Annotated in this window: 23 protein-coding genes and 4 pseudogenes; 17 read left to right on the top strand and 10 right to left on the bottom strand. The window is 42.5% G+C overall.

The genetic code is table 11. From position 1 onward, the window contains the following. The 4 genes and pseudogenes from egtC to V7K85_RS11830 all read left to right on the top strand — a co-directional run bounded on the left by egtC (window position 1) and on the right by V7K85_RS11830 (window position 2,939). Window positions 1–789 carry an ergothioneine biosynthesis protein EgtC gene (gene egtC / locus V7K85_RS11845; RefSeq protein ID WP_334813792.1) on the top strand — a complete coding sequence of 263 codons (789 nt, stop codon included), beginning with the start codon at window positions 1–3 and terminating at the stop codon, window positions 787–789. A 138-nt stretch (window positions 790–927) separates the two neighbouring features. Next, window positions 928–1,262 (top strand): annotated as a pseudogene (locus tag V7K85_RS11840) (SUMF1/EgtB/PvdO family nonheme iron enzyme); the annotation flags it as partial. 178 nt (window positions 1,263–1,440) lie between these two features. Next, window positions 1,441–2,475 carry an L-histidine N(alpha)-methyltransferase gene (gene egtD / locus V7K85_RS11835; protein WP_334813790.1) on the top strand — a complete coding sequence of 345 codons (1,035 nt, stop codon included), beginning with the start codon at window positions 1,441–1,443 and terminating at the stop codon, window positions 2,473–2,475. Between the two features lie 227 nt (window positions 2,476–2,702). Continuing rightward, window positions 2,703–2,939: a hypothetical protein gene (locus V7K85_RS11830; protein WP_334813788.1), complete on the top strand. Its 237-nt coding sequence runs from the start codon at window positions 2,703–2,705 to the stop codon at window positions 2,937–2,939. 183 nt (window positions 2,940–3,122) lie between these two features. Here the strand turns inward: V7K85_RS11830 and V7K85_RS36495 are convergent. Together V7K85_RS36495 and V7K85_RS11815 are read right to left on the bottom strand one after the other, a co-directional pair. After that, window positions 3,123–3,708, bottom strand: a pseudogene (locus V7K85_RS36495) (IS110 family transposase); the annotation flags it as partial. Between the two features lie 47 nt (window positions 3,709–3,755). Beyond that, a pseudogene (locus V7K85_RS11815) lies at window positions 3,756–4,043 on the bottom strand (IS630 transposase-related protein); the annotation flags it as partial. A 63-nt stretch (window positions 4,044–4,106) separates the two neighbouring features. Here V7K85_RS11815 and V7K85_RS11810 point away from each other — a divergent pair. The 5 genes from V7K85_RS11810 to V7K85_RS11790 all read left to right on the top strand — a co-directional run bounded on the left by V7K85_RS11810 (window position 4,107) and on the right by V7K85_RS11790 (window position 6,346). Next, on the top strand, window positions 4,107–4,295 hold the full coding sequence (locus V7K85_RS11810; protein ID WP_334813783.1) for a hypothetical protein: 189 nt from the start codon (window positions 4,107–4,109) through the stop codon (window positions 4,293–4,295). Then, window positions 4,292–4,579, top strand: a complete 288-nt coding sequence (locus V7K85_RS11805) for a hypothetical protein (RefSeq protein ID WP_334813781.1) — start codon at window positions 4,292–4,294, stop codon at window positions 4,577–4,579. The genes V7K85_RS11810 and V7K85_RS11805 overlap by 4 nt, the downstream gene beginning before the upstream one ends. Further along, the gene (locus V7K85_RS11800) at window positions 4,579–5,103 is read left to right on the top strand and encodes a hypothetical protein (RefSeq protein WP_334813779.1); all 525 of its coding nucleotides are present in this window, start codon (window positions 4,579–4,581) and stop codon (window positions 5,101–5,103) included. The genes V7K85_RS11805 and V7K85_RS11800 overlap by 1 nt, the downstream gene beginning before the upstream one ends. A gap of 69 nt (window positions 5,104–5,172) precedes the next feature. Continuing rightward, entirely contained in the window at window positions 5,173–5,529 is a 357-nt protein-coding gene (locus V7K85_RS11795; RefSeq protein WP_334813777.1) for a hypothetical protein, read from the top strand. 445 nt (window positions 5,530–5,974) lie between these two features. Further along, complete coding sequence (locus tag V7K85_RS11790; protein WP_334813775.1) at window positions 5,975–6,346, top strand: hypothetical protein; 372 nt, start codon at window positions 5,975–5,977, stop codon at window positions 6,344–6,346. Between the two features lie 149 nt (window positions 6,347–6,495). Here V7K85_RS11790 and V7K85_RS11785 read toward each other — a convergent pair whose 3' ends face one another. Next, window positions 6,496–6,648 carry a hypothetical protein gene (locus V7K85_RS11785; RefSeq protein ID WP_334813773.1) on the bottom strand — a complete coding sequence of 51 codons (153 nt, stop codon included), beginning with the start codon at window positions 6,646–6,648 and terminating at the stop codon, window positions 6,496–6,498. Next, complete coding sequence (locus tag V7K85_RS11780; protein ID WP_334813771.1) at window positions 6,645–7,088, bottom strand: tyrosine-type recombinase/integrase; 444 nt, start codon at window positions 7,086–7,088, stop codon at window positions 6,645–6,647. The genes V7K85_RS11785 and V7K85_RS11780 overlap by 4 nt, the downstream gene beginning before the upstream one ends. A gap of 349 nt (window positions 7,089–7,437) precedes the next feature. Here V7K85_RS11780 and V7K85_RS11775 point away from each other — a divergent pair, with 349 nt between their 5' ends. The 4 genes from V7K85_RS11775 (at window position 7,438) to V7K85_RS11760 (ending at window position 9,315) form a co-directional block, all read left to right on the top strand. After that, complete coding sequence (locus V7K85_RS11775) at window positions 7,438–7,893, top strand: hypothetical protein (protein ID WP_334813769.1); 456 nt, start codon at window positions 7,438–7,440, stop codon at window positions 7,891–7,893. After that, complete coding sequence (locus V7K85_RS11770; RefSeq protein ID WP_334813768.1) at window positions 7,886–8,380, top strand: hypothetical protein; 495 nt, start codon at window positions 7,886–7,888, stop codon at window positions 8,378–8,380. Before V7K85_RS11775 ends, V7K85_RS11770 begins: the two co-directional genes overlap by 8 nt. Further along, on the top strand, window positions 8,340–9,056 hold the full coding sequence (locus tag V7K85_RS11765) for a hypothetical protein (protein WP_334813766.1): 717 nt from the start codon (window positions 8,340–8,342) through the stop codon (window positions 9,054–9,056). Before V7K85_RS11770 ends, V7K85_RS11765 begins: the two co-directional genes overlap by 41 nt. A 61-nt stretch (window positions 9,057–9,117) precedes the next feature. Next, window positions 9,118–9,315 (top strand): hypothetical protein, encoded by a 198-nt coding sequence (locus tag V7K85_RS11760; protein WP_334813764.1) that lies wholly within the window; start codon window positions 9,118–9,120, stop codon window positions 9,313–9,315. Between the two features lie 263 nt (window positions 9,316–9,578). Here the strand turns inward: V7K85_RS11760 and V7K85_RS11755 are convergent, their stop codons facing one another. After that, complete coding sequence (locus V7K85_RS11755) at window positions 9,579–9,893, bottom strand: hypothetical protein (RefSeq protein ID WP_334813762.1); 315 nt, start codon at window positions 9,891–9,893, stop codon at window positions 9,579–9,581. A gap of 825 nt (window positions 9,894–10,718) precedes the next feature. Between V7K85_RS11755 and V7K85_RS11750 the strand changes: the two genes are divergently transcribed. Then, on the top strand, window positions 10,719–10,967 hold the full coding sequence (locus V7K85_RS11750; RefSeq protein WP_334813760.1) for a hypothetical protein: 249 nt from the start codon (window positions 10,719–10,721) through the stop codon (window positions 10,965–10,967). 21 nt (window positions 10,968–10,988) lie between these two features. Here the strand turns inward: V7K85_RS11750 and V7K85_RS11745 are convergent. The 5 genes and pseudogenes from V7K85_RS11745 to V7K85_RS11725 all read right to left on the bottom strand — a co-directional run bounded on the left by V7K85_RS11745 (window position 10,989) and on the right by V7K85_RS11725 (window position 13,943). Beyond that, window positions 10,989–11,833: pseudogene (locus tag V7K85_RS11745) on the bottom strand (IS5 family transposase). 75 nt (window positions 11,834–11,908) lie between these two features. Further along, window positions 11,909–12,334, bottom strand: coding sequence for a tetratricopeptide repeat protein (locus tag V7K85_RS11740; RefSeq protein WP_334813758.1), 426 nt, complete (start codon window positions 12,332–12,334; stop codon window positions 11,909–11,911). Window positions 12,335–12,340: 6 nt separating this feature from the next. After that, entirely contained in the window at window positions 12,341–12,889 is a 549-nt protein-coding gene (locus V7K85_RS11735; RefSeq protein ID WP_334813756.1) for a tetratricopeptide repeat protein, read from the bottom strand. A 45-nt stretch (window positions 12,890–12,934) separates the two neighbouring features. After that, window positions 12,935–13,624, bottom strand: coding sequence for a hypothetical protein (locus V7K85_RS11730; protein WP_334813752.1), 690 nt, complete (start codon window positions 13,622–13,624; stop codon window positions 12,935–12,937). Window positions 13,625–13,631: 7 nt separating this feature from the next. Continuing rightward, window positions 13,632–13,943 carry an NB-ARC domain-containing protein gene (locus V7K85_RS11725; protein WP_334814015.1) on the bottom strand — a complete coding sequence of 104 codons (312 nt, stop codon included), beginning with the start codon at window positions 13,941–13,943 and terminating at the stop codon, window positions 13,632–13,634. A gap of 156 nt (window positions 13,944–14,099) precedes the next feature. On the opposite strand from V7K85_RS11725, the gene V7K85_RS11720 reads away from it, so the two are divergent. The 3 genes from V7K85_RS11720 to V7K85_RS11710 all read left to right on the top strand — a co-directional run bounded on the left by V7K85_RS11720 (window position 14,100) and on the right by V7K85_RS11710 (window position 18,132). Beyond that, window positions 14,100–14,282 carry a hypothetical protein gene (locus V7K85_RS11720; RefSeq protein WP_334813750.1) on the top strand — a complete coding sequence of 61 codons (183 nt, stop codon included), beginning with the start codon at window positions 14,100–14,102 and terminating at the stop codon, window positions 14,280–14,282. A 477-nt stretch (window positions 14,283–14,759) separates the two neighbouring features. Further along, window positions 14,760–17,786 carry an SMC family ATPase gene (locus tag V7K85_RS11715; protein ID WP_334813749.1) on the top strand — a complete coding sequence of 1,009 codons (3,027 nt, stop codon included), beginning with the start codon at window positions 14,760–14,762 and terminating at the stop codon, window positions 17,784–17,786. A gap of 85 nt (window positions 17,787–17,871) precedes the next feature. Continuing rightward, window positions 17,872–18,132, top strand: a complete 261-nt coding sequence (locus tag V7K85_RS11710) for a hypothetical protein (protein ID WP_334813747.1) — start codon at window positions 17,872–17,874, stop codon at window positions 18,130–18,132. The last annotated feature ends 195 nt before the right edge of the window (window positions 18,133–18,327 follow it).

Genomic DNA, 18,327 nt, shown 5'->3' with positions numbered 1-18,327 from the left:
ATGTGCCGTTTACTTGCTTACCTCGGTTCGCCTATTTCTTTAGATCATCTTCTGTATAAACCAGAACACTCGCTGATAGTCCAGAGTTATCAACCCCGCGAAATGACCTCTGGGGTAATAAATGCAGATGGCTTTGGTGTGGGTTGGTATGATAGTCAAAAAGATACTGACCCTTTTATTTACAAAAATACCCTACCTATTTGGAATGATATCAACCTACCCAGTCTCAGCCGTTACGTTGAATCAAAGTGTGTACTTGCTTATGTCCGCAGTGCTACATCCGAACAAGCCGTAGATTTTGTTAATTGTCAGCCCTTTAACCATCAACAACAGCTATTTATTCACAATGGACGAATCGAAAATTTTCGGAAAACATTACACAGAAAAATCCGCAGCACTTTAACTCAAGATTTTTACGAAAAAATTAATGGCAGTACTGACTCCGAACACATTTTTGCATTGTTACTTTCACAAAGTCAAATTAACAAACATCGACCTCCAGAGTATGCTTTACGTACCACATTATTAACCCTTTTAGAGATGGCAAAGCGCTATCAAGTAGAAACCTCACTCAATGTAATCTTTAGTGACGGACATCGCTTAATAGCTTCTCGTGTTGCTACGACTTCACCGCCTCCATCTCTTTACTGGATACGAGATGATCCGACTTTTCCAAAATCTGTAATTATTGCGTCCGAACCTCTATTTATAGGTAATTGGATTGCTTGCCCAGAAAATAGCATCATTAGTGTGGGAGCAGACTGTGAGATCCAAATTGAGCAAATCTAATGTGAAGGAGGCTATTTCTCAAGCCTTGGATGAATGTCGCCCGAAAACTTTTGCACTTTTACTGGTGCAGCGATGCCGTACCCCCTACTCTTAAGCAAGCTACGCGGAGCGTCTCGTAGAGAAGGTGGCAAGCTACGCAGTTGGGATAATCACTCAGTTTCCGGTGTTAGTTGGTATGAAGCCGAGGCATATTCGCGATTTGTGGGTAAGCGGCTACCCACAGAAGCGAAATGGGAAATAAGCAGTCAGTTGGGATGCACAAGCTAATAATCACCGCACCTATCCTTGGGGAGATGAAGAACCAACCGCCCAACGCTTTGATTGCGATCGCCCACAAGCACCGCCTTTTAAAACGCGGTAGTTGAGCAACTCGTCTTTGGGTACTGCGTTCTAGTTTTCGCAATTGGTATTATCCTGGTGTGCGCCAGATTTTCGCAGGGTTTCGCTGTGCTGCTAATGAAGTAACGGGTTAGCAATAGCACTTAAGCACTTACTTGCTATCATCTTAATGGGAAAATGCCTAAAAATAGCTCTAAAGCTTGAGCAATATAGCTCAGGCATGATTTTATTAGCTATGACTATGTGTTTCACTGATTGGGGTAAAGGTCTGCTATTAAGGGTAACCTATTACGCCAAGCATACGGAGGTTTAATGTCGATATCTAAAGCTGTTAACAGCAAGGTTACTTCTCAAAACAGCGTTGAAAAACGCTTGCAGATAGAGCGTTTGGTAGGAGCAACTCAAATAGTTGCACCTAATGCTGGGAGTGATGTGATTAAGGGATTAACTCAAACACTTAAATCTCTACCCCCCTGTTACTTTTATGATGACCGTGGTTCTAATCTGTTTGAGCAAATTTGTGATTTACCAGAATATTATCTCACACGCACAGAAACCACGATTTTACAGCAGTATGCTAGTGAAATTGCCAAGATAACTGGCGCTTGTGAATTGGTAGAACTTGGCAGTGGCAGTTCTAGCAAAACCCGCATTTTACTAGATGCCTACCAGCAGCTAGGCTATCCCCTGCACTACCTACCAATTGATGTGTGTGCAGGTATGTTGGAAAGTAGTGCTAAACAGTTATTAGAATATTATCCCTTACTGCAAGTTTATGCACTAGCGGGAACCTATGAATTAGCCCTTGCACAACTCATACCTACGCAATTACCCAGTCGGATGATTTGTTTTATTGGTAGCAGTTTAGGTAATCTGACACCTAATGAGTGTGATATCTTCTTTTCTGAAATTACAGAAGCCCTACAAGTAAGTGAATATTTATTGTTGGGGATAGATTTACGAAAGCCGAAACAGATTTTGGAACCAGCTTATAATGACAGCCAGGGAGTGACAGCAGCATTTAACCTTAATATGCTGGAGCATTTAAATCAGCGGTTTGAGGGGAATTTTGACACCACCCAGTTTGAACACAGGGCATTTTACAATGAAAGTGAGCATCAAATAGAAATGCATTTACGCAGCCTGCGATCGCAAATTGTAGAATTACGCGCTCTTAACCTCAAGGTGAATTTTGCACTAGGTGAGACTATCCTCACTGAAATTTCTCGCAAATTTGACCTTAATACTATCAAGCAGCAACTCACCACACAAGGTTTATTACCTCTTCATGTGTGGACAGATTCAAATCAATGGTTTGGTTTACTGCTCTGTCAGCTGCAGGCATAAAGCAAATCAGGGTATGCCTCACATATATAGGGGTTCTCAGTTGAGTCCAATATAGACCTCACAAAAACAGCCCCTTCCCTTGTAGCGTTGGGGAGTAACCATCAAACCTTTCTCCTAAAAGGAGAAAGGTTTGGAGAGCGAGTCTTCTCCCTAGAGCCCTTCTCCTAAAGGAGACGCCAAAGGCGAACGGGCATCCTACGGCAGGCGCTAGCCTCTCCCTTTGGGAGATGGGAAGACAATGCCGCGCAACGAGCGTCACCCCCGAACCCGTTGGCGCAGCCTTTGGTAGAAAAGGGTTTGCCACGGCGAAAAGTGTATCGCGTCGTTTCTCGCCGATAGCGCAGCGTAAAGCCTTTGGCATAGCTTCTCTACGAGAGGCTGCGCCAACGCTTAGAGCGAGTCCGCGTTCGCCCTTGGCGTCTCGTAGAGAGCGTCTGCCTGCGACAACGCCAAAGGCGAACTGAACTTTTCAAGACAGGCATCAAAGCTTTTCAACACAGAGATCAAAGTATATTGCATCCAAATGAGAACCGCTATAGATGATATTCACTCTAGCAATTTGAGAGCTTAAAAACTTGAGTGCATATTTTCAGATGCCCTTGTATTGCGTCATCCCAGGTAGGGTAAAAGAAACTTTTACCGTCTAATGCCCCGCCCAAAGCTTTCTGAAATCTTCTCAGTGAAAGGTGACGTTTTGTAGGCTTTTTAGAGTTTCGCCCAAGGCGTATTTTTACCTCTGGTTTACCCGAAGCATCAAGAAAACCCTCAATGGGGTAAATCTGAGAGATAATGACTGAGGAGAGGTGATCGCCAAATCCAAACTTTTTAAAAACTGTACGATAATTGTCAAACCGAGGATCATCAAGCAATTCTCGCAACTCTTCCTCGATGACGTATTCTTCCCTTTGGAGATCACAAATGCGTTTTGCGTGTTGGCGAACTGTATCGGTGATGCTTAAACCGACTGTTTGGGAGTAAAGGCGGTCTATAGCGGCTGCTTTTACGTTCACCGGCAAGCCAGCCCCACAGTAGCGGCACTTCACCCGACTCACTGCGGCGCGATCGCACCAGCGCCACCTCTGGAAACTGCCAAGCTAAGTCTTGACGCGCACGATTGATGATCGGAGATTGCACCCGGTTGAGGTGAGCGAGTCTCAGCACGAGTTCGCGGATTTTGACAATTACGCTAGAGCGAATTTGCACAAATCGCCGCGGTGAAGCGTGGTAATCAAATTAGTAGCAGGCCGTGAGATTGTGCGTTAGCGTAGCTCGCCCTTGGCATCGCTAATCTCACCCTGCCATAATTGCGCCATCTCCACCTGGGTTTTATCTCCATGAGTCTTGGCAAATGCCCGAAACTGCTCCCAGTCTGTAATTTTATGGTTGTTGCCTCTTGGTCGGTTAGGCAATGCTCTCACATCTCCCGTTTCGGCTTTACGTTGCAACCACAGGTTGATCGTGTTGCGGCTGATATTGAACAGTTCACTCGCTTCGCTTTTCTTGAGTCCATCTAACTCGATCGCTTGGATCACTTTCTGACGGAAGTCGTAACTGTAGGGTTTAGGCATGGCAGAGCAGACGATAGCAGATCACGATAACACCTTTAGTTTACGTCCTAACTATCCTGGCGGTTGCTATATATCAAAACCCAGATACCGATAATAGAAGACCAGCACGCCGAAATATTAGCCGAAAAGATAATCACGGTATTGCCTGACTTGTTTACCGAAAAACCAGAGATTTTTAGTAAGGCGTTGTTAATGGCTGGCGGTAACGGCAAAGCAGCTGCGCCAAGTGAAGTAGGGGAGATTAGCCCATGACTAAAAGAATGTCATCAAAGTTAGTTGATGCCAGAACTCTCGCTAGCTACGAATTAGACAAATTTATCGACTACATCCACAGTGTTGAACCAAGATTGAGTCTCGACCAGACAACAGTGCTAGCACCATTTGCACTGCATGACTTGCCGCAACTGTTTCAAATCAACCCCCCACTACTCGACCAACTAAAACTCGTAGCAACAGACATCCACAAAAAGCGTAAGTGCGCTCGTGCCCCAATTGTTGTTAATGAAGTGCGATTGTCCAACGGGGGTAACAACTAATGACTAGAGAACTAATTTACGTTGCTTATGCCGTAACCAGCGATGACAAAGGACTGGTGTCCGTATGCTGGCACACCGAAAAACAGAGGGCCAGTGAGGTTGGAGACGCTGTTGCCAAACAGGATGGGCTAACCTTTTTCGGGGCTGTCGGGTGCAATTATGCCGATTACCAAGCAATAACTTCTTTCCCCGACGACCACCCCTTGAATACAAAGTTGAATTTGCGTAGCAAGACGGGGCAGGCATCGCAGGAGCCACATCTGGTAATACCTAAACGTATAATTCCGTCGAATTTGATTAACCCTAAAACTCTAGCCATCTACGAGTTAGAGAAATTGGTCGCATACGTTCACACTATTGATCCGGAATTGAAATCTAACCAAGCCACGATGATCGCAGCAGAGATCCTGAGCCAATTACCAGAATTGCTTATGAAAAACACCTCGATAATTGAGCAAATCAAAGAGCTAGGGGCACTTCTAAGAAGCAAACCACAGCACCATGATCAACATCCGATGAACTAAGAAAACCAAAAAGCCACCACGATCGCTAAATCTCTTGGTGGCTCCTTGAAACATTTACTAATAGTAATCATGACACAAAACACATTTAAAAACAATCTTCCGTGGACGGAAGCACACGAAGCATTCTGTTACCAACATCATATCTGCCCTGCCGCAAAATCACTTTGGCAATGGCTAATGAGGCAAGGGCAAATTGCATCTGAGATTGAGTCAGATTTATCAGAATTTAATGCCACAGTGGCAAAGTCAAGAGGTAAACCATACGCTCACAACTACCTCAAAAAGATATTTGAAATACTGGTATCATGCCGTGTTTTGCAAGTAATTAAACGCTACTCATGGAAGATACACAAGTTACTTGTAAGACCATTATCGTGGTTAAATCCACCGAAAAATCAGCGAAAAAAAAAACTTCCAAAACAATAATTCTAGTTACGAAATAGACCCCTCAAATGATATCTCTGCTGAAACGGGGGTTGACAGCAGCAACAATGATCTTACTCCCACCACGTCCGAATTTGAGGAGTTAGAAAGGCAACACGAGATACTGATTGCTTGTGCTAAACACCAAATATACTTTGACCCAAATAAAAAACCGACTAGACAGCTGTTTAAATTTGAGATTCCAGAAGTGCGATTAGCTTTAAAGCACTTTGTTAAAAGCGGGGACATCAGGTAGTCAAGACTCCTCAAGGATGGCTAATTGACTGTTTGCGTGACCGTTACTGGCAAGATGAAACGTTTGGTTTATCTGAATTTTTGCAAGCTTTAACTTCTTGTTTCCCTAGCAAACTCCCAAGGGATTACTAGGGAATATGCATACAAAAACTGCCCTCAGAAGAGAGCAGCGACCATAATAACCAGTCTGATTATGAATCAACCCGCACTGTTTGACTTAAAAGCATTTACTAATCCCTCACTCCCTACTCCCGTTCACGATCCTTACTGGGATGAGGTAGATATTGTGCCCCAACATCTTGGGCCAGAAGATAGGTGGAATCCTGCCGACTTTGGGGAAGTCTCCCACAAATCAGATTCTGACGGTCAACTGACAATTTTTTACGACGATTCAGATGAACCACCAGAACCAGACGATTATAAAAATCTGAATGATTATCATTGTGCCTGGGCTGAGTGGAGAACACGTGTTGGGGCGCAAGTTTCTTCTGAGACAGTTTTAACCACAGTAGAACCTCGTGTTGGGGCGCAAGTTATATTAGATACCAAAAAAACTGGGTCTTAGCATGGACTGTTTCCTGAAAGGCCTGTGTCAAGGCAGGATACAGCGTTTTTGGAGTAAATGCAATCGCACTGACTGGAGATGAGAGTGCGATTGCAATGTAACTTTGAAGACATTGAACATTTCAGCTTATTCGCTTTCACATCAGTTTGTCAGAGATTCGGGAAAATTTCATCCACTTCATCCCATACCTGATTTGCGAGATTCTCAAGTGCCATAGCCAAGTACAGAGGATGGTCGTATTCCCCATGTTGCAAGCGGTCAAAGAATATCTCAATTTGCAGAAACAGGAGTTTGGCGTTCATAGGGCGTTGATTGCTCCACGGACGCGATCGCTGTCAATTTCCACATAGCGTTCTAGTGATTTGAAGTCCTGGTGGCCCGTGATCTGCTTGATTGTGTAAAGGTCTGTGCCGTTATGATGCAGCTTAGTAATGAAAGTCCGGCGGGTGCTATGGGTGCTAATCCCCATTGCAACCAATCCAGCCTTGGCAACAGCTGCACGTAAAATTTTGTCAGCGCACCTCATCTCTATTGGAAGCCTGTTTTCCCGATTCGGGAATAGCCAAATTGACTGATGCTCCGGCTTATAACTCAAAAGCGACGAAAGCAATACTGGATGCACTGGAACTTGGCGAGTTTTGCGTTCACCGTTGGGTGAGGCCTTGCGACTAGCCGCGCAAAAATTGATATATTCTCGTGGCTTCCCTTCCGAATCGTAGCAATCCTGAAATTGCAACTTCACCAAAGCTCCCCACCTTTCGCCGGTGTATCATGCTATATCCAAAAGCAGTTTATATTTTTGGCTTTTTATCTGCCCACGAATTTTAGAATAGTCCGTGTTAGATAAAATAGCTGCTTGCCCATTGCGGTTATTTTTCATTCTGTTTCTAATTTCAAATGTCCGGTTTAACCACTCTCAATGGTTAAACCGGAGCATTTTTAAAACTTACTATTAGTTAAAACTGCCTTAATCCTATTAGCAGCAATACTTACACGTCTTCAGTAATTGTCCGCTTCTACATAAAAGTGGTATATTTACATATTTTTCAATCCCTCATACAACGGATTTATTCACTTCATTAATCCGTCAGATGTCAGAACCAACTTTACAGGAAGTATTCGGCGCGGATGCTGTGCAAACAGCGACCACGATTACAATTACCAAGGCTAATCTCCCTCGGTTAACCCCTGGTGCTAATAATACGGCTGAAAGCTTGCTGACCGGAATTATATTACAAAGTCAAACCACTAAAGTATTCAATGTTGATCCATCGTCTATAAGCATCAATCAATCCATCACCTGCGCTAACACTGAAACAGCAAAACAAAAAGGAAGAGTACACATCAAACGGGTTGATTCTATTACTGATATTTTTACTGTTGAAGGCGATGCACCATGCAATATTGAGGTGGCTTGCGGTGATTGTCCTCCAGGTTATTGCCGATGTGAAATGCCTGGATATCCTGGATATTGCTGTCTTGATTGTCATGCCACCGCTGAACAAATTAGAGTCATTACCAATGAATTGAGGTTGAAGAATGGCTGATACTTGCGCTAGTTTAAGCGCTGAACTTGCTGCATTAAGGGCGGAAGTGGCGAAAATACAATCATTGACGAAGCAACAGGTACGTAGTATTTCACAAGCCACTATCGATGCCAACAAAAGTGGAATTATTACTGCTACTAAAAGTGCCATTGAGCCGGGACTACTATCAGCCATTGCTGGAGCGATCGCTGTAGCGTTTGATAAGCTAACACCAAAAATAGATAAGAATACAGAAGATATCAGTAATGCATTAAAACAAGTTCACACATTGTCAAGTGAAACAAAAAGTTACCAACAAACAGAGCAAGAACGACTTAATGGCAAAATATTGGAAGAAAAAAGAGCAACGGAACGAGCAATAAATGAAGCCAAAGAAATAACGAAAGAAGCTAACAGACAATTAGCTGAGGCAGAAGAAAGAGCGAGGCAAGGCATAGCGACTGAGTTTGATAGAAAAAATAATAGAACTAAAAAACAGCTCCGATGAAAGAATAAAAGCCAATGCTGAAAGAATTAAACAAGAGATTGAAGTTATAAAACAAAATGCTGCAAAAGAATCCACAGAAACTATGCGTATAGCAAAAGAATATGCATTAACTGAAGAAGAAAAACGTAATAAGGCTTTCCTAGAGGAGAGAAGAGCCAGAGATCAGGCGAATGCTGAAATGATGGATCTATGGAAACAAGCAAAACAAGAATTGGCGGATGCCGAGGAGAGATTGAAACAAGGTATTGCAACTGAACACGACAAAATGATATTGAAAATAGCTGAGGAGTCACAAGATGCTGGAAGAAAAATAGAAACTGTGAGAACAGAAGCACAAGCAGCAGCCAAGACTGCTGGTAGCGCAGAAAACGTTGCCAAAGCAGCCAAAGTGGAATCAGCAGCCAGCGTGGTAAAAACAGCCGAAAACGCAAAAGACATTTTGAATCTTGGTGGTGCTGTTGATGGTGTTAGAAATCTTGCTAATGGCATTGGTGAAAAGGTTGATGGCTTTGGAAGAGCAATTGCCAAGGTTGAAAAAAGTGTGGGTAATGCAATTGTTTCTGGCGCGAAAGCTGTAGGTATAAGTGAACAGGCGTTGGCAGCAACAGGCAGACTTACAGGAAGGGTTTTAGAAATATTTAACGTTGTATCTAACCTAGCAGCGTTAGCGGCTTAAAAGGGTATTTTAAAACAGCTTCAAAATTGCAATAAATGGGAATTTCTGAATATTAACCACAATGAAGTTTGATCTGAGTTTGGCCGGTTTTGCACTTTTCTTAATTGTTGCTGCATCAGGTTGGTTTTTTCGATGGAGCGATAAACAAAAATTTTCAAGAGAGCAGGCTATTACTCAAGCAGAAGCTGCTGCTGAGAAAAAGGTAAATGAGGCACGCGATTTCAATCACCTTTTAAATAACCAAAAACAAATTTCGTAAGGGATCACCATCGGGTTTGATGATGTTGAGGAAAAAATAGATCATCTTAAAGAATTAATGCTTAGAGTCGAATCTTATTTAATTCGCAACCAAGGCACTAATCACCATGAGTAACTCTCTGGGGATTCGTCACACCCCAAAAAGAGAGAACAATTAGAATCTCTGTTGCTGGGGTAGTATTTTCACTCTTGTAAGGTTGTACATTATGTATTGATGCAGTTCTTTATCAGCCCAAGCAAGTAAACTAAATGTTTAGCTGCTAATTATTGCTGCATAGAAGGTCTGGGAAAAATTCTGCTGAATACAGGAATCCGTGACTTAGGCTTAGTTGCAGTTATATTGGCATTAGCAGCAGAAGAGTTATTAGCTGCCTCAGAGAGGATACGTGGTTTGCTAGCAGTAGAATTGGCAAAATCACTTAATTGGATAGTGGAAGGTGAATTTGAAGATATGGAAGTAATATTATCAGTATTTTGGCTGTTGGATTTTACGGGAGTTTGAGCTTGAGATGGAGTAACGATGAAAGCGGAACTTGTTCCTATTACCAGTATGAGCAGATTAGAAATATATTGTTGCATGGGGATTTGTCAAATTGGTTAATAAATGTTTAAAGCTTAAAGAAGCTGTGTTTTTTCTCAGTTTGAAATAAAACCGTGATTTTCCCCGATAAATTACTCCGTTGTCAAATAAAACCTGATTACAGCGATTTTCAGATAAATAGACTACTAGCGTATGCTTTAGATTTGAACACAGCTTAGTACATCGATTCACTCACAAAAACTTAACCTCCTCAGTTACCTTGACTAGAAAGTAAGGGTAAGCTAAACTTCTGTCTTCTAAAAGAAGAGCGGTTATTCTAGGATTATAGAATCGGTCTTATAGAGAGTTTCTAAATAGATACACCTGGAATAATTGAAGTTTTGTCATCAACCAAGCCAGCCGAACTATTAATAATTTAGTTGTATTTATCTTGTTATTGAAAGAGAAATTTTACGGAAGTTTTTGAATAACCTGAACTTAAGTAAATCAGCTATTAATTCGCATATTTAATGAACTACAATAAATAATATATAAAGTTTTCATAAAACATGAGTTTTATGAAGTTACTTTTATAAAAAATACGTGTATGCTGTTCCAATACGGTTCGGTTAAGCTGCACAGTCTTTAAAGATACCCCATTATCCCCCTTAAAAAGCAGGGTGGTTTCATACGAAGAAAGAAAAATACATAAGTCTTGATTCTCGTTTTGTGACATGGCTTTTTACCCCGCTTCCATTCCTCTCCCCGAAAGGTCAAGAGGCTTTGAAACCCAGTTTTAGTTTTTTCGTTCATTTTTAGAAGTTAAACTAAACTTTTCTAATTAGTGATGGCGACACCCGCACTCCCTATTTTTCTGAAAATATATGAAATTTAGAACCTTCAAATTTCCTTTCGCACTCATGCTAGTTAGCTTCAGTTTTTTGCAGACAGCTGATGCTCAAACTCCTGTAGCTGAAATTTCCAAGCTATCTCAAGAAGTTTCTGTGCTTCGGAAACAGGGCCCAAGCGGGTTACAAGTATTTCTCAAATCCCATGTCAATACGATAAACACCGATTCTTCAGGTGCAGTTCTACCTTCCCGTGCACTCCGAGTAGCTTTAGAGGGTGTTTGAAAAGTTTTAGGGAGTCAAAAATTAAGCTAGTCGCCTCACCATAATACGGATCATGGCAAGGTAGATAAAAGTCTCAGATGTTTCGGGCAATAACTCATAATCTTGGACTAATCGCCGACACCCCATTAACCAACCGAAAGTGCGTTCCACCACCCAACGTTTTTTGAGCAAAACAAAGCCTTTGGTTTGCTTTGGTCGCAGCACTACCTGTACAATCCAACGACAAAAGTCCATTACCTACTGCATAAACAACTCACCGTCGAAACCACCATCTACCCAGAGGATGGTCAAACGAGATACCTGCTCCCCTGACTGTTTGACCCGTTGGAGAACTTGTTTGCCCCCTTCTGGCTCACCTCTATTAGCTGCTGTTACCAAGACCCGCAGCACTAATCCTAAGGTATCAACGGTCATAAATCGCTTGCGTCCTTTGATTTTCTTGCCGGCATCAAAGCCTACTGATTGACTCACCATTGCCGCACTCTTAACGCTTTGGCGATCAATTATTGCTTCCGATGGACTCGGATTACGTTCAATTTCGATTCTCGTCCATTCTCGCAGACTATCGTGAATGTGCAACCATGTCCCGTTTTGACGCCAGTTTCGGAAATATGTGTACACTGCTGAGTCGGAGACGCTCCGCCTCAGGTCTGCCAAGCAGGAAAGTCCCCAGGTAGCGTAGAGGCAAAGCGGCTTGTCGCCAGACATCGCCATCTCACTCCTTCTAGCAGGATGTAAAAAATTACATTCAGGACTTCCCACATATCGACTTCACGCTTACGACCACCTGGTTTCGCTTCTGGAATCAAGTCGCTAAGAAATTCATATTGTGCATGACTCAGGTTACTGGGGTAAGCTTTACTCATGTCGCTCTCTCGGTGCTGTTTATTATCTATTCACAGCGTATACTGAGAGAGCTTTTTTACAACATACCCGACTTTTCAAACACCCTCTAAGGAATTACCTTCGCCATTGCGCTCGCCTATTTCCCTAAATATCTCCAAAGACAATTGGTGAAACTCAATCGCTAGTTGGTACTCTCCGAAAGAACTGTGAGCATTGCCCAAACTGTTTAAACAATTACCTTCGGCATTACGATTGCCTATTTCCCGAATTATTCCCAAAGACTGCTGGAATAACTTAATCGCTCTTTGGTGCTGTCCTAAGGAGTCGTAAGCATTGCCCAAGCTGTTTAAGCAAATACGTTCACCATCACGATTACCTATTTCCCTTTTGATTTCCAAAGACTGCTGGTGGAACTCTATCGCCCGTTGGTACTCTCCCAGAGAACGGTAAGCACTGCCCAAATTACCCAAAGAACCACCTTCTCCATCGCGATCGCCTATTTCCTGATATATTATTGCCAAAGACTGCTAGTGAAACTCAATCGCTCGTTGGTACTCTCCCAAAGAGGCGTAAGTAGTACCCAAATTGTTTAAGGAATTACCTTCGGCATTGCGATCACCAGTCTCCCTAAATATTGCCAAAGACTGCTGGTAAAACTCAAGCGCCCGTTGGTACTCTCCCAAAGAGTTGTAAGCAGTACCCAAATTATTTAAGGAATATCCTTCACTCTTGCGTTGGTGAAGCCTCTCCTCTGGAGAATCACCAATATCCTTATAGATTTCCAAAGACTTCTGGTGGAACTCTATTGCCCTTTGGTACTGTTCTGGGTGATTGTAAGCACTACCCAAATTGTTTGAGCAAATACCTTCACCATTGCGAGCGCCAATCTCCCTAGATATTTCCAAACACTGTTGGTGGAACTCAATTGCACGTTGGTACTGTCCCAGAGAGGCGTAAAGATTGCCCAATGAACTGAGAGAAGCCCGATAGTTCCAATTTTCTCTATTGCCAATTTCTTTCCACTTACTTACCAACTGTCTATATAACTCTACTAAAACTGTGTAATCACCACGCAAGAATAAGAACCTAGAACAAACCTGAAGTGCATCAAAGGCAGAGTTCTAATCTTGCAACTGATAAAAGTGATCGAAGATTTCCAAGTATTCTTTAACATCATCTTTTGTTATCCAAGGTGGTTGTTTAGCGATTGAACGATAATAATCAATGGCTCGTTGATGTACCTCTGTCTGATCGCCAGCCTGATACCGCACATATTCCAAAACCACAGGCTGAAACTCAAACCGCCGCCTACCATTGAGTTTGTCTACCAACAAAGAACGTTTAACCAGATTTCTTAATTCTCCTTCAATCTCGGCTGCTGAATTTTCCGGCAACATAGCCACTGCTGCGGCACTGTCAACTGCACCACGATAAACACTAATATTCAGCAATAACGCCTTTTGCAATTCACTCAACCGCTCAAAACTGGCATCCAACACTAACACCATCCCCACATTTTCCCGGCGATGGATACCTACTACTTGGGAATCTGTCAACAACTGCCGCAAATTTCCTAAGCCTAAATCTGCTAATCTGCTTAAATTCGGGTCTTGTGAATATTCTTCCTTTAATAAGTCTGCTACCAATTTTAACAGTAAGGGATGCCCATCTACTAATTCCACAAACTGCGTTAAATCTCCGCGAATGCCTAATGCAGTTAACAGTGCTACCCCTTCATCTACTTGCAAACCTTTCAGGGATAGCCACTCAAAGCCTTTTAATTCTGGTCTTTCCCTGGTGGTAACTAGCACCTTACTATTACTGCCATGTTCCACCCATGCTTGGAAAAAGTCGCCGTAATAATAGACTTCCCCAATGTCTATCAGGTTGTAATAAACTCTCCAGGTTGTCAATAATCAGTAAAAATTGCCCAGAACGTAAACACCTAACTAGCGCCTCTACTAACTGCGCTTCTTGTTCTGGAACGGGAAAGCCAAACTCTATGAGGACTTGGCGGGCTAAATCGCTAAAACCTGCCCCGTTACTGACATCAGCCCAAAATCGCTTGGGGAAATCGGCAATTTCATCATAAATTTTCGTAGCTAGCATGGATTTACCTGTGCCACCGATGCCTTCTATACCAATTAAAAAGGTATTTTCATCAGTTAACCATTGCTGTATTTAGGCGATTTCTGCTGTTCTTCCTTGCCAGTTGACATTCATTTCGATATTGTTTGAGTTACTGGGGTTGGGTTTTTCTACCATTGCTGATAGCAGGTAAAAATTTTGCTTGATATTGTGGCTGTGAACTCGGAAGTTGATGTTCGCAACTCGGAAGTTGATGTTCGCAACTCGGAAGTTGATGTTCGCAACTCGGAAGTTGATGTTCGCAACTCGGAAGTTGATGTTCGCAACTCGAAACTTGGTGTTCAGAACTCGGAAGCTGGTGTTCGGAACTCGAAATTTTAAAATTTGTAGTCAAATTAACGTAAAAAGGGCGGTTAGAAACCGCAACTACACAAGCAAATCCTGCCGACTCAGGGCTTAAAAACCTTAATTTTGCCTTAGTCCACGTAGGTAGACTTTGTTTGTGTAGCCGCGAATTCTATTTTACTGAGTATATTAACGCTTTTTCCCCTATCACCTTGATTCTTTGACTTTGACGCGAAATTTAGCCCGATAATCTCAATGCTTGTAACAACTCTTCTATGAATATTTTTATCTCAGATAACAGGCAGAAATAACAAGAAACCTCCACAGAAGTTTCATTTTTCTCCAAAGACAGCAAAACTTATTCATGCAACAAGAGAAATTTGCTCATCTTATTGTTAAATTTTGTAAAATTGATGTCTTCAAGACTAGAAACCTGATATTTAGATAGCTAAACTAACAAACAGTGCATCTGTACTGTTAATTATTAAAAGTAGGTGTGGCACTATAGCTTGAATGATCCCAGTACAACTTGTTCTCAAAAACTTTCTTAGTTACCGTGATGCAACTTTAGATTTTCGCGGTTTGCATACGGCTTGTATTTCGGGTTCCAATGGTGCAGGGAAATCTTCACTTCTGGAAGCAATCACTTGGGCAATTTGGGGTGAAAGCCGCGCCACTGCTGAAGATGATGTCATCTATTCTGGCGCCAAAGAAGTTCGGGTTGATTTTACTTTCCAAAGTAACCAGCAAAAATATCGGGTGATTCGTACCCGAATTCGGGGAGCTACTAGCGTCCTGGAATTTCAAATAGAAATACCATCTGGGTTTCGCTCACTCACCGGCAAAGGGGTAAGAGCAACACAGGATTTGATTCTAGAACACATCAAGCTTGATTATGATACATTTATTAATTCTGCCTACTTACGTCAAGGTCGTGCAGATGAATTCATGCTCAAGCGCCCCACGGAACGCAAAGAAATTTTAGCGGAGTTGTTGAAACTCAATCAGTATGATGATTTGGAAGAACGGGCAAAGGAATCTTCTCGTCAGTTCAAAGCACAGGCGCTAGAGCTAGAGCGTTCTTTGGAGTCGATAAAAATTCAACTGCAACAACGCCAGACAACCGAAGCGCAAAGAATCGAGTTAGAAGCCGAACTTAACCAACTGCAACAGGTACAAGCCTTTGATAATATTCAGTTACAAAGTTTGCAAGTTGTCCAGCACCAGCGCCAAAATTGGGAACAACAACTCAGCTTTGTGAAGCAGCAATACCAAAATCTTACCCAAGATTGCGATCGCCTCCAACAAGAACAATCAGCTATTGGCTCTCAGCTATCAGATTTAGAAAAAATATTACACCAAGAAGCTGAGATTAAAACTGGATATGCCCAATATCAAAGTCTACAATTTCAAGAAGAAGCTTTTGCTGCCAAATTTGAAGAATACACCCGCGCTGGGCAGACTCGCCAACAAAAGCAACAACAGCTTACCAAACAAATTCACGAAATCGAACGCCAACTGCAACAAGCCCAAGCCCAAATCGAAGCTTTACAGCAACAAGAGCGAGAAATTCAGCAAACTCTGACTAAATCAGGTGAAGTAGAAGCTGCTTTGGCACAACTAACCGCAGCTCGTCACCATGTTGCTCGCCTAGATCAACTACAAATGCAAGTTACTCCTTTGTTGCAACAACGAGCAACTTTACAAAGCCAACTCGATCGCACTCATGCTGGTTTAGTAGCGCGACTTGAACAACTCCAAAATACTGAGAACCAATTGCAACGCCAGCAGCGACGCCAACCGCAACTGCAACAAGCAGTGATGGATGTAGCAATCCAGATTGAGGAACTGGAGAAAAAGCGGGTTTATCTGCAACGAGTGCAGGAAAAAGGGCAAGAAAGGCGTCACTTTATCGAACGTCTGCAAGCTCACCAACGGGACTATGAAAAACTGCTAGGAGAATTAGAGCAAAAATTGCAAATGCTCCAAAATCCGGAAGCACTTTGTCCATTATGTGAGCGTCCTTTAGATGAACATCACTGGAGTCGGGTGGTGGAAAAAACCCAGGCTGAGATAGAGGATACTCAAGGGCAGTTTTGGGTAGTCCGGGAACAAATGGCTGTGTCAGATAGAGAAATTCAGGTATTGAGGCAGGAATATCGGGAAATTTTCCAACAATTGGCGATTTACGATGGTTTACGTGAACAACGGGGACAGTTGGCAGCACAGTTAGAAGCTACAACTGATGTCCAACAACAGTTACAACAAATTACTGGCGAAAAACAGCATTTAGAGCGATCGCTCCAAGGTGGTGATTACGCTCCCGATAAACAAGCCGAACTCCGGCAGCTAGACCAATATCTGCAACAAGCTAATTATAATGAACAAGACCACGCCCTCGCTCGGAGCGAAGTTGAGCGGTGGCGATGGGCAGAAATTAAACAAGGGCAAATAAAAGATGCAACTAAGCGACAAGTGCAACTCTTAGCCCGAAAACCAGAACTCCAGTCTCAAATTGCCCAATTACAAGTCAGAATCCAGCAGGATCAGACTGATTCTGAATGTGCTAAACAAATTGCGGCTCTTGAGCATCACATTGCCGAAATTGGCTACAGTTCCGAGCAGCACAACAATTTGCGGATGGCTGTCCGCCAAGCTCAATCTTGGCATTTGCGCTATCAACAACTGCTATCAGCCCAGCAGCAGTATCCCCAACTCCAGACGAGATTGCAAGAGTTAGAAGAATCCAGAAGCGCCAGATTAACCGAGCGGCAAAAACTCGGTGGACAAATTGAAAGTATTATCCAGCAACTACAAGCAACAGCTAACCCATCTGCCCAAATTCCAGCTTTAGAGCAGCAGTTAGCAATCCGCAGACGGCAACTCGATGAGCAAATAGCCAAGTTAGGGCGTTTAGAACAGCTGGCGCATCAACTGGAAACGCTGCAAATTCAGTATGAACAACAGCAGCAGCAACTACAATCTTGCAAGCACGAATATCGTATCTATCAGGAATTAGCGCAAGCTTTTGGTAAAAATGGTATCCAAGCACTGATGATTGAGAATGTGTTACCCCAACTGGAAGCCGAGACAAATCAACTACTTTCGCGGCTGAGTGGTAATCAGTTTCATGTACAATTTATTACTCAAAAAGCTGGGCGCAGTGCTAAGTCAACAAAGAAAAATGTCAAGCTGATAGACACTTTGGATATTTTAATCGCCGATTCTAGAGGAACGCGATCTTATGAAACTTACTCCGGTGGAGAAGCGTTTAGAATTAACTTTGCCATCCGTTTAGCCCTGGCGAAATTATTAGCGCAACGCGCGGGGGCGGCGTTGCAATTACTGATTGTAGATGAAGGTTTTGGTACACAGGATGCTGAAGGATGCGATCGCTTGATTGCCGCGATTAATGCGATCTCTTCCGATTTTGCCTGCATTCTCACTGTCACCCATATGCCCCACCTCAAAGAAGCTTTCCAAGCCAGGATTGAAGTCAATAAAACTCAGGAAGGTTCGCAATTAAGTTTGTCAATTTAACAATTCACTAAAAAGTATTAATTCTTATGTAGCTACAAGCGAAAGACTAAAATAAATAAGGTAATTTAATTTAGAGCATAAGACAATGCAGGAAATCAACGTTGATGCCCGTGTAGATGAGAATGGTTTTCTCTACCTAAAAATGCCTCCAAGTCTTGCAGGTATGGAAATAAAAGGAAAACTATTGTATCAACTTCATCCTATTTCCTTCCAAAATATAAAAGCGAAAAAGATTGATATTAATTTTGTTCGCAGTATCTGTCATGAAATTAGAAATTTACCAACTCTTGATAGCAGAACACCCGATGAAATTATTGGCTATAACGACTTTGGAATACCAGAGTAAAGGAGTGCTACACGTTTGCACCCCTGACGGAGAATGGATTCCTTTTGAAGAAATGGTTGCTCAATACCCACTAGAAAGTTTGAAACTGAAAAAAGTTGATTAACACCATCAAGATAATTATTTTTCTTACCGCTTAACGGTAAATCAACGGTTTTATCGCAACAACTTATTAAATCTGGAATCCATAAACTTAAA

The sequence above is a fragment of the Nostoc sp. genome (assembly GCF_036917615.1).
GTDB lineage: Bacteria > Cyanobacteriota > Cyanobacteriia > Cyanobacteriales > Nostocaceae > Nostoc.
This window is presented reverse-complemented; position numbering and strand designations above follow the sequence as displayed.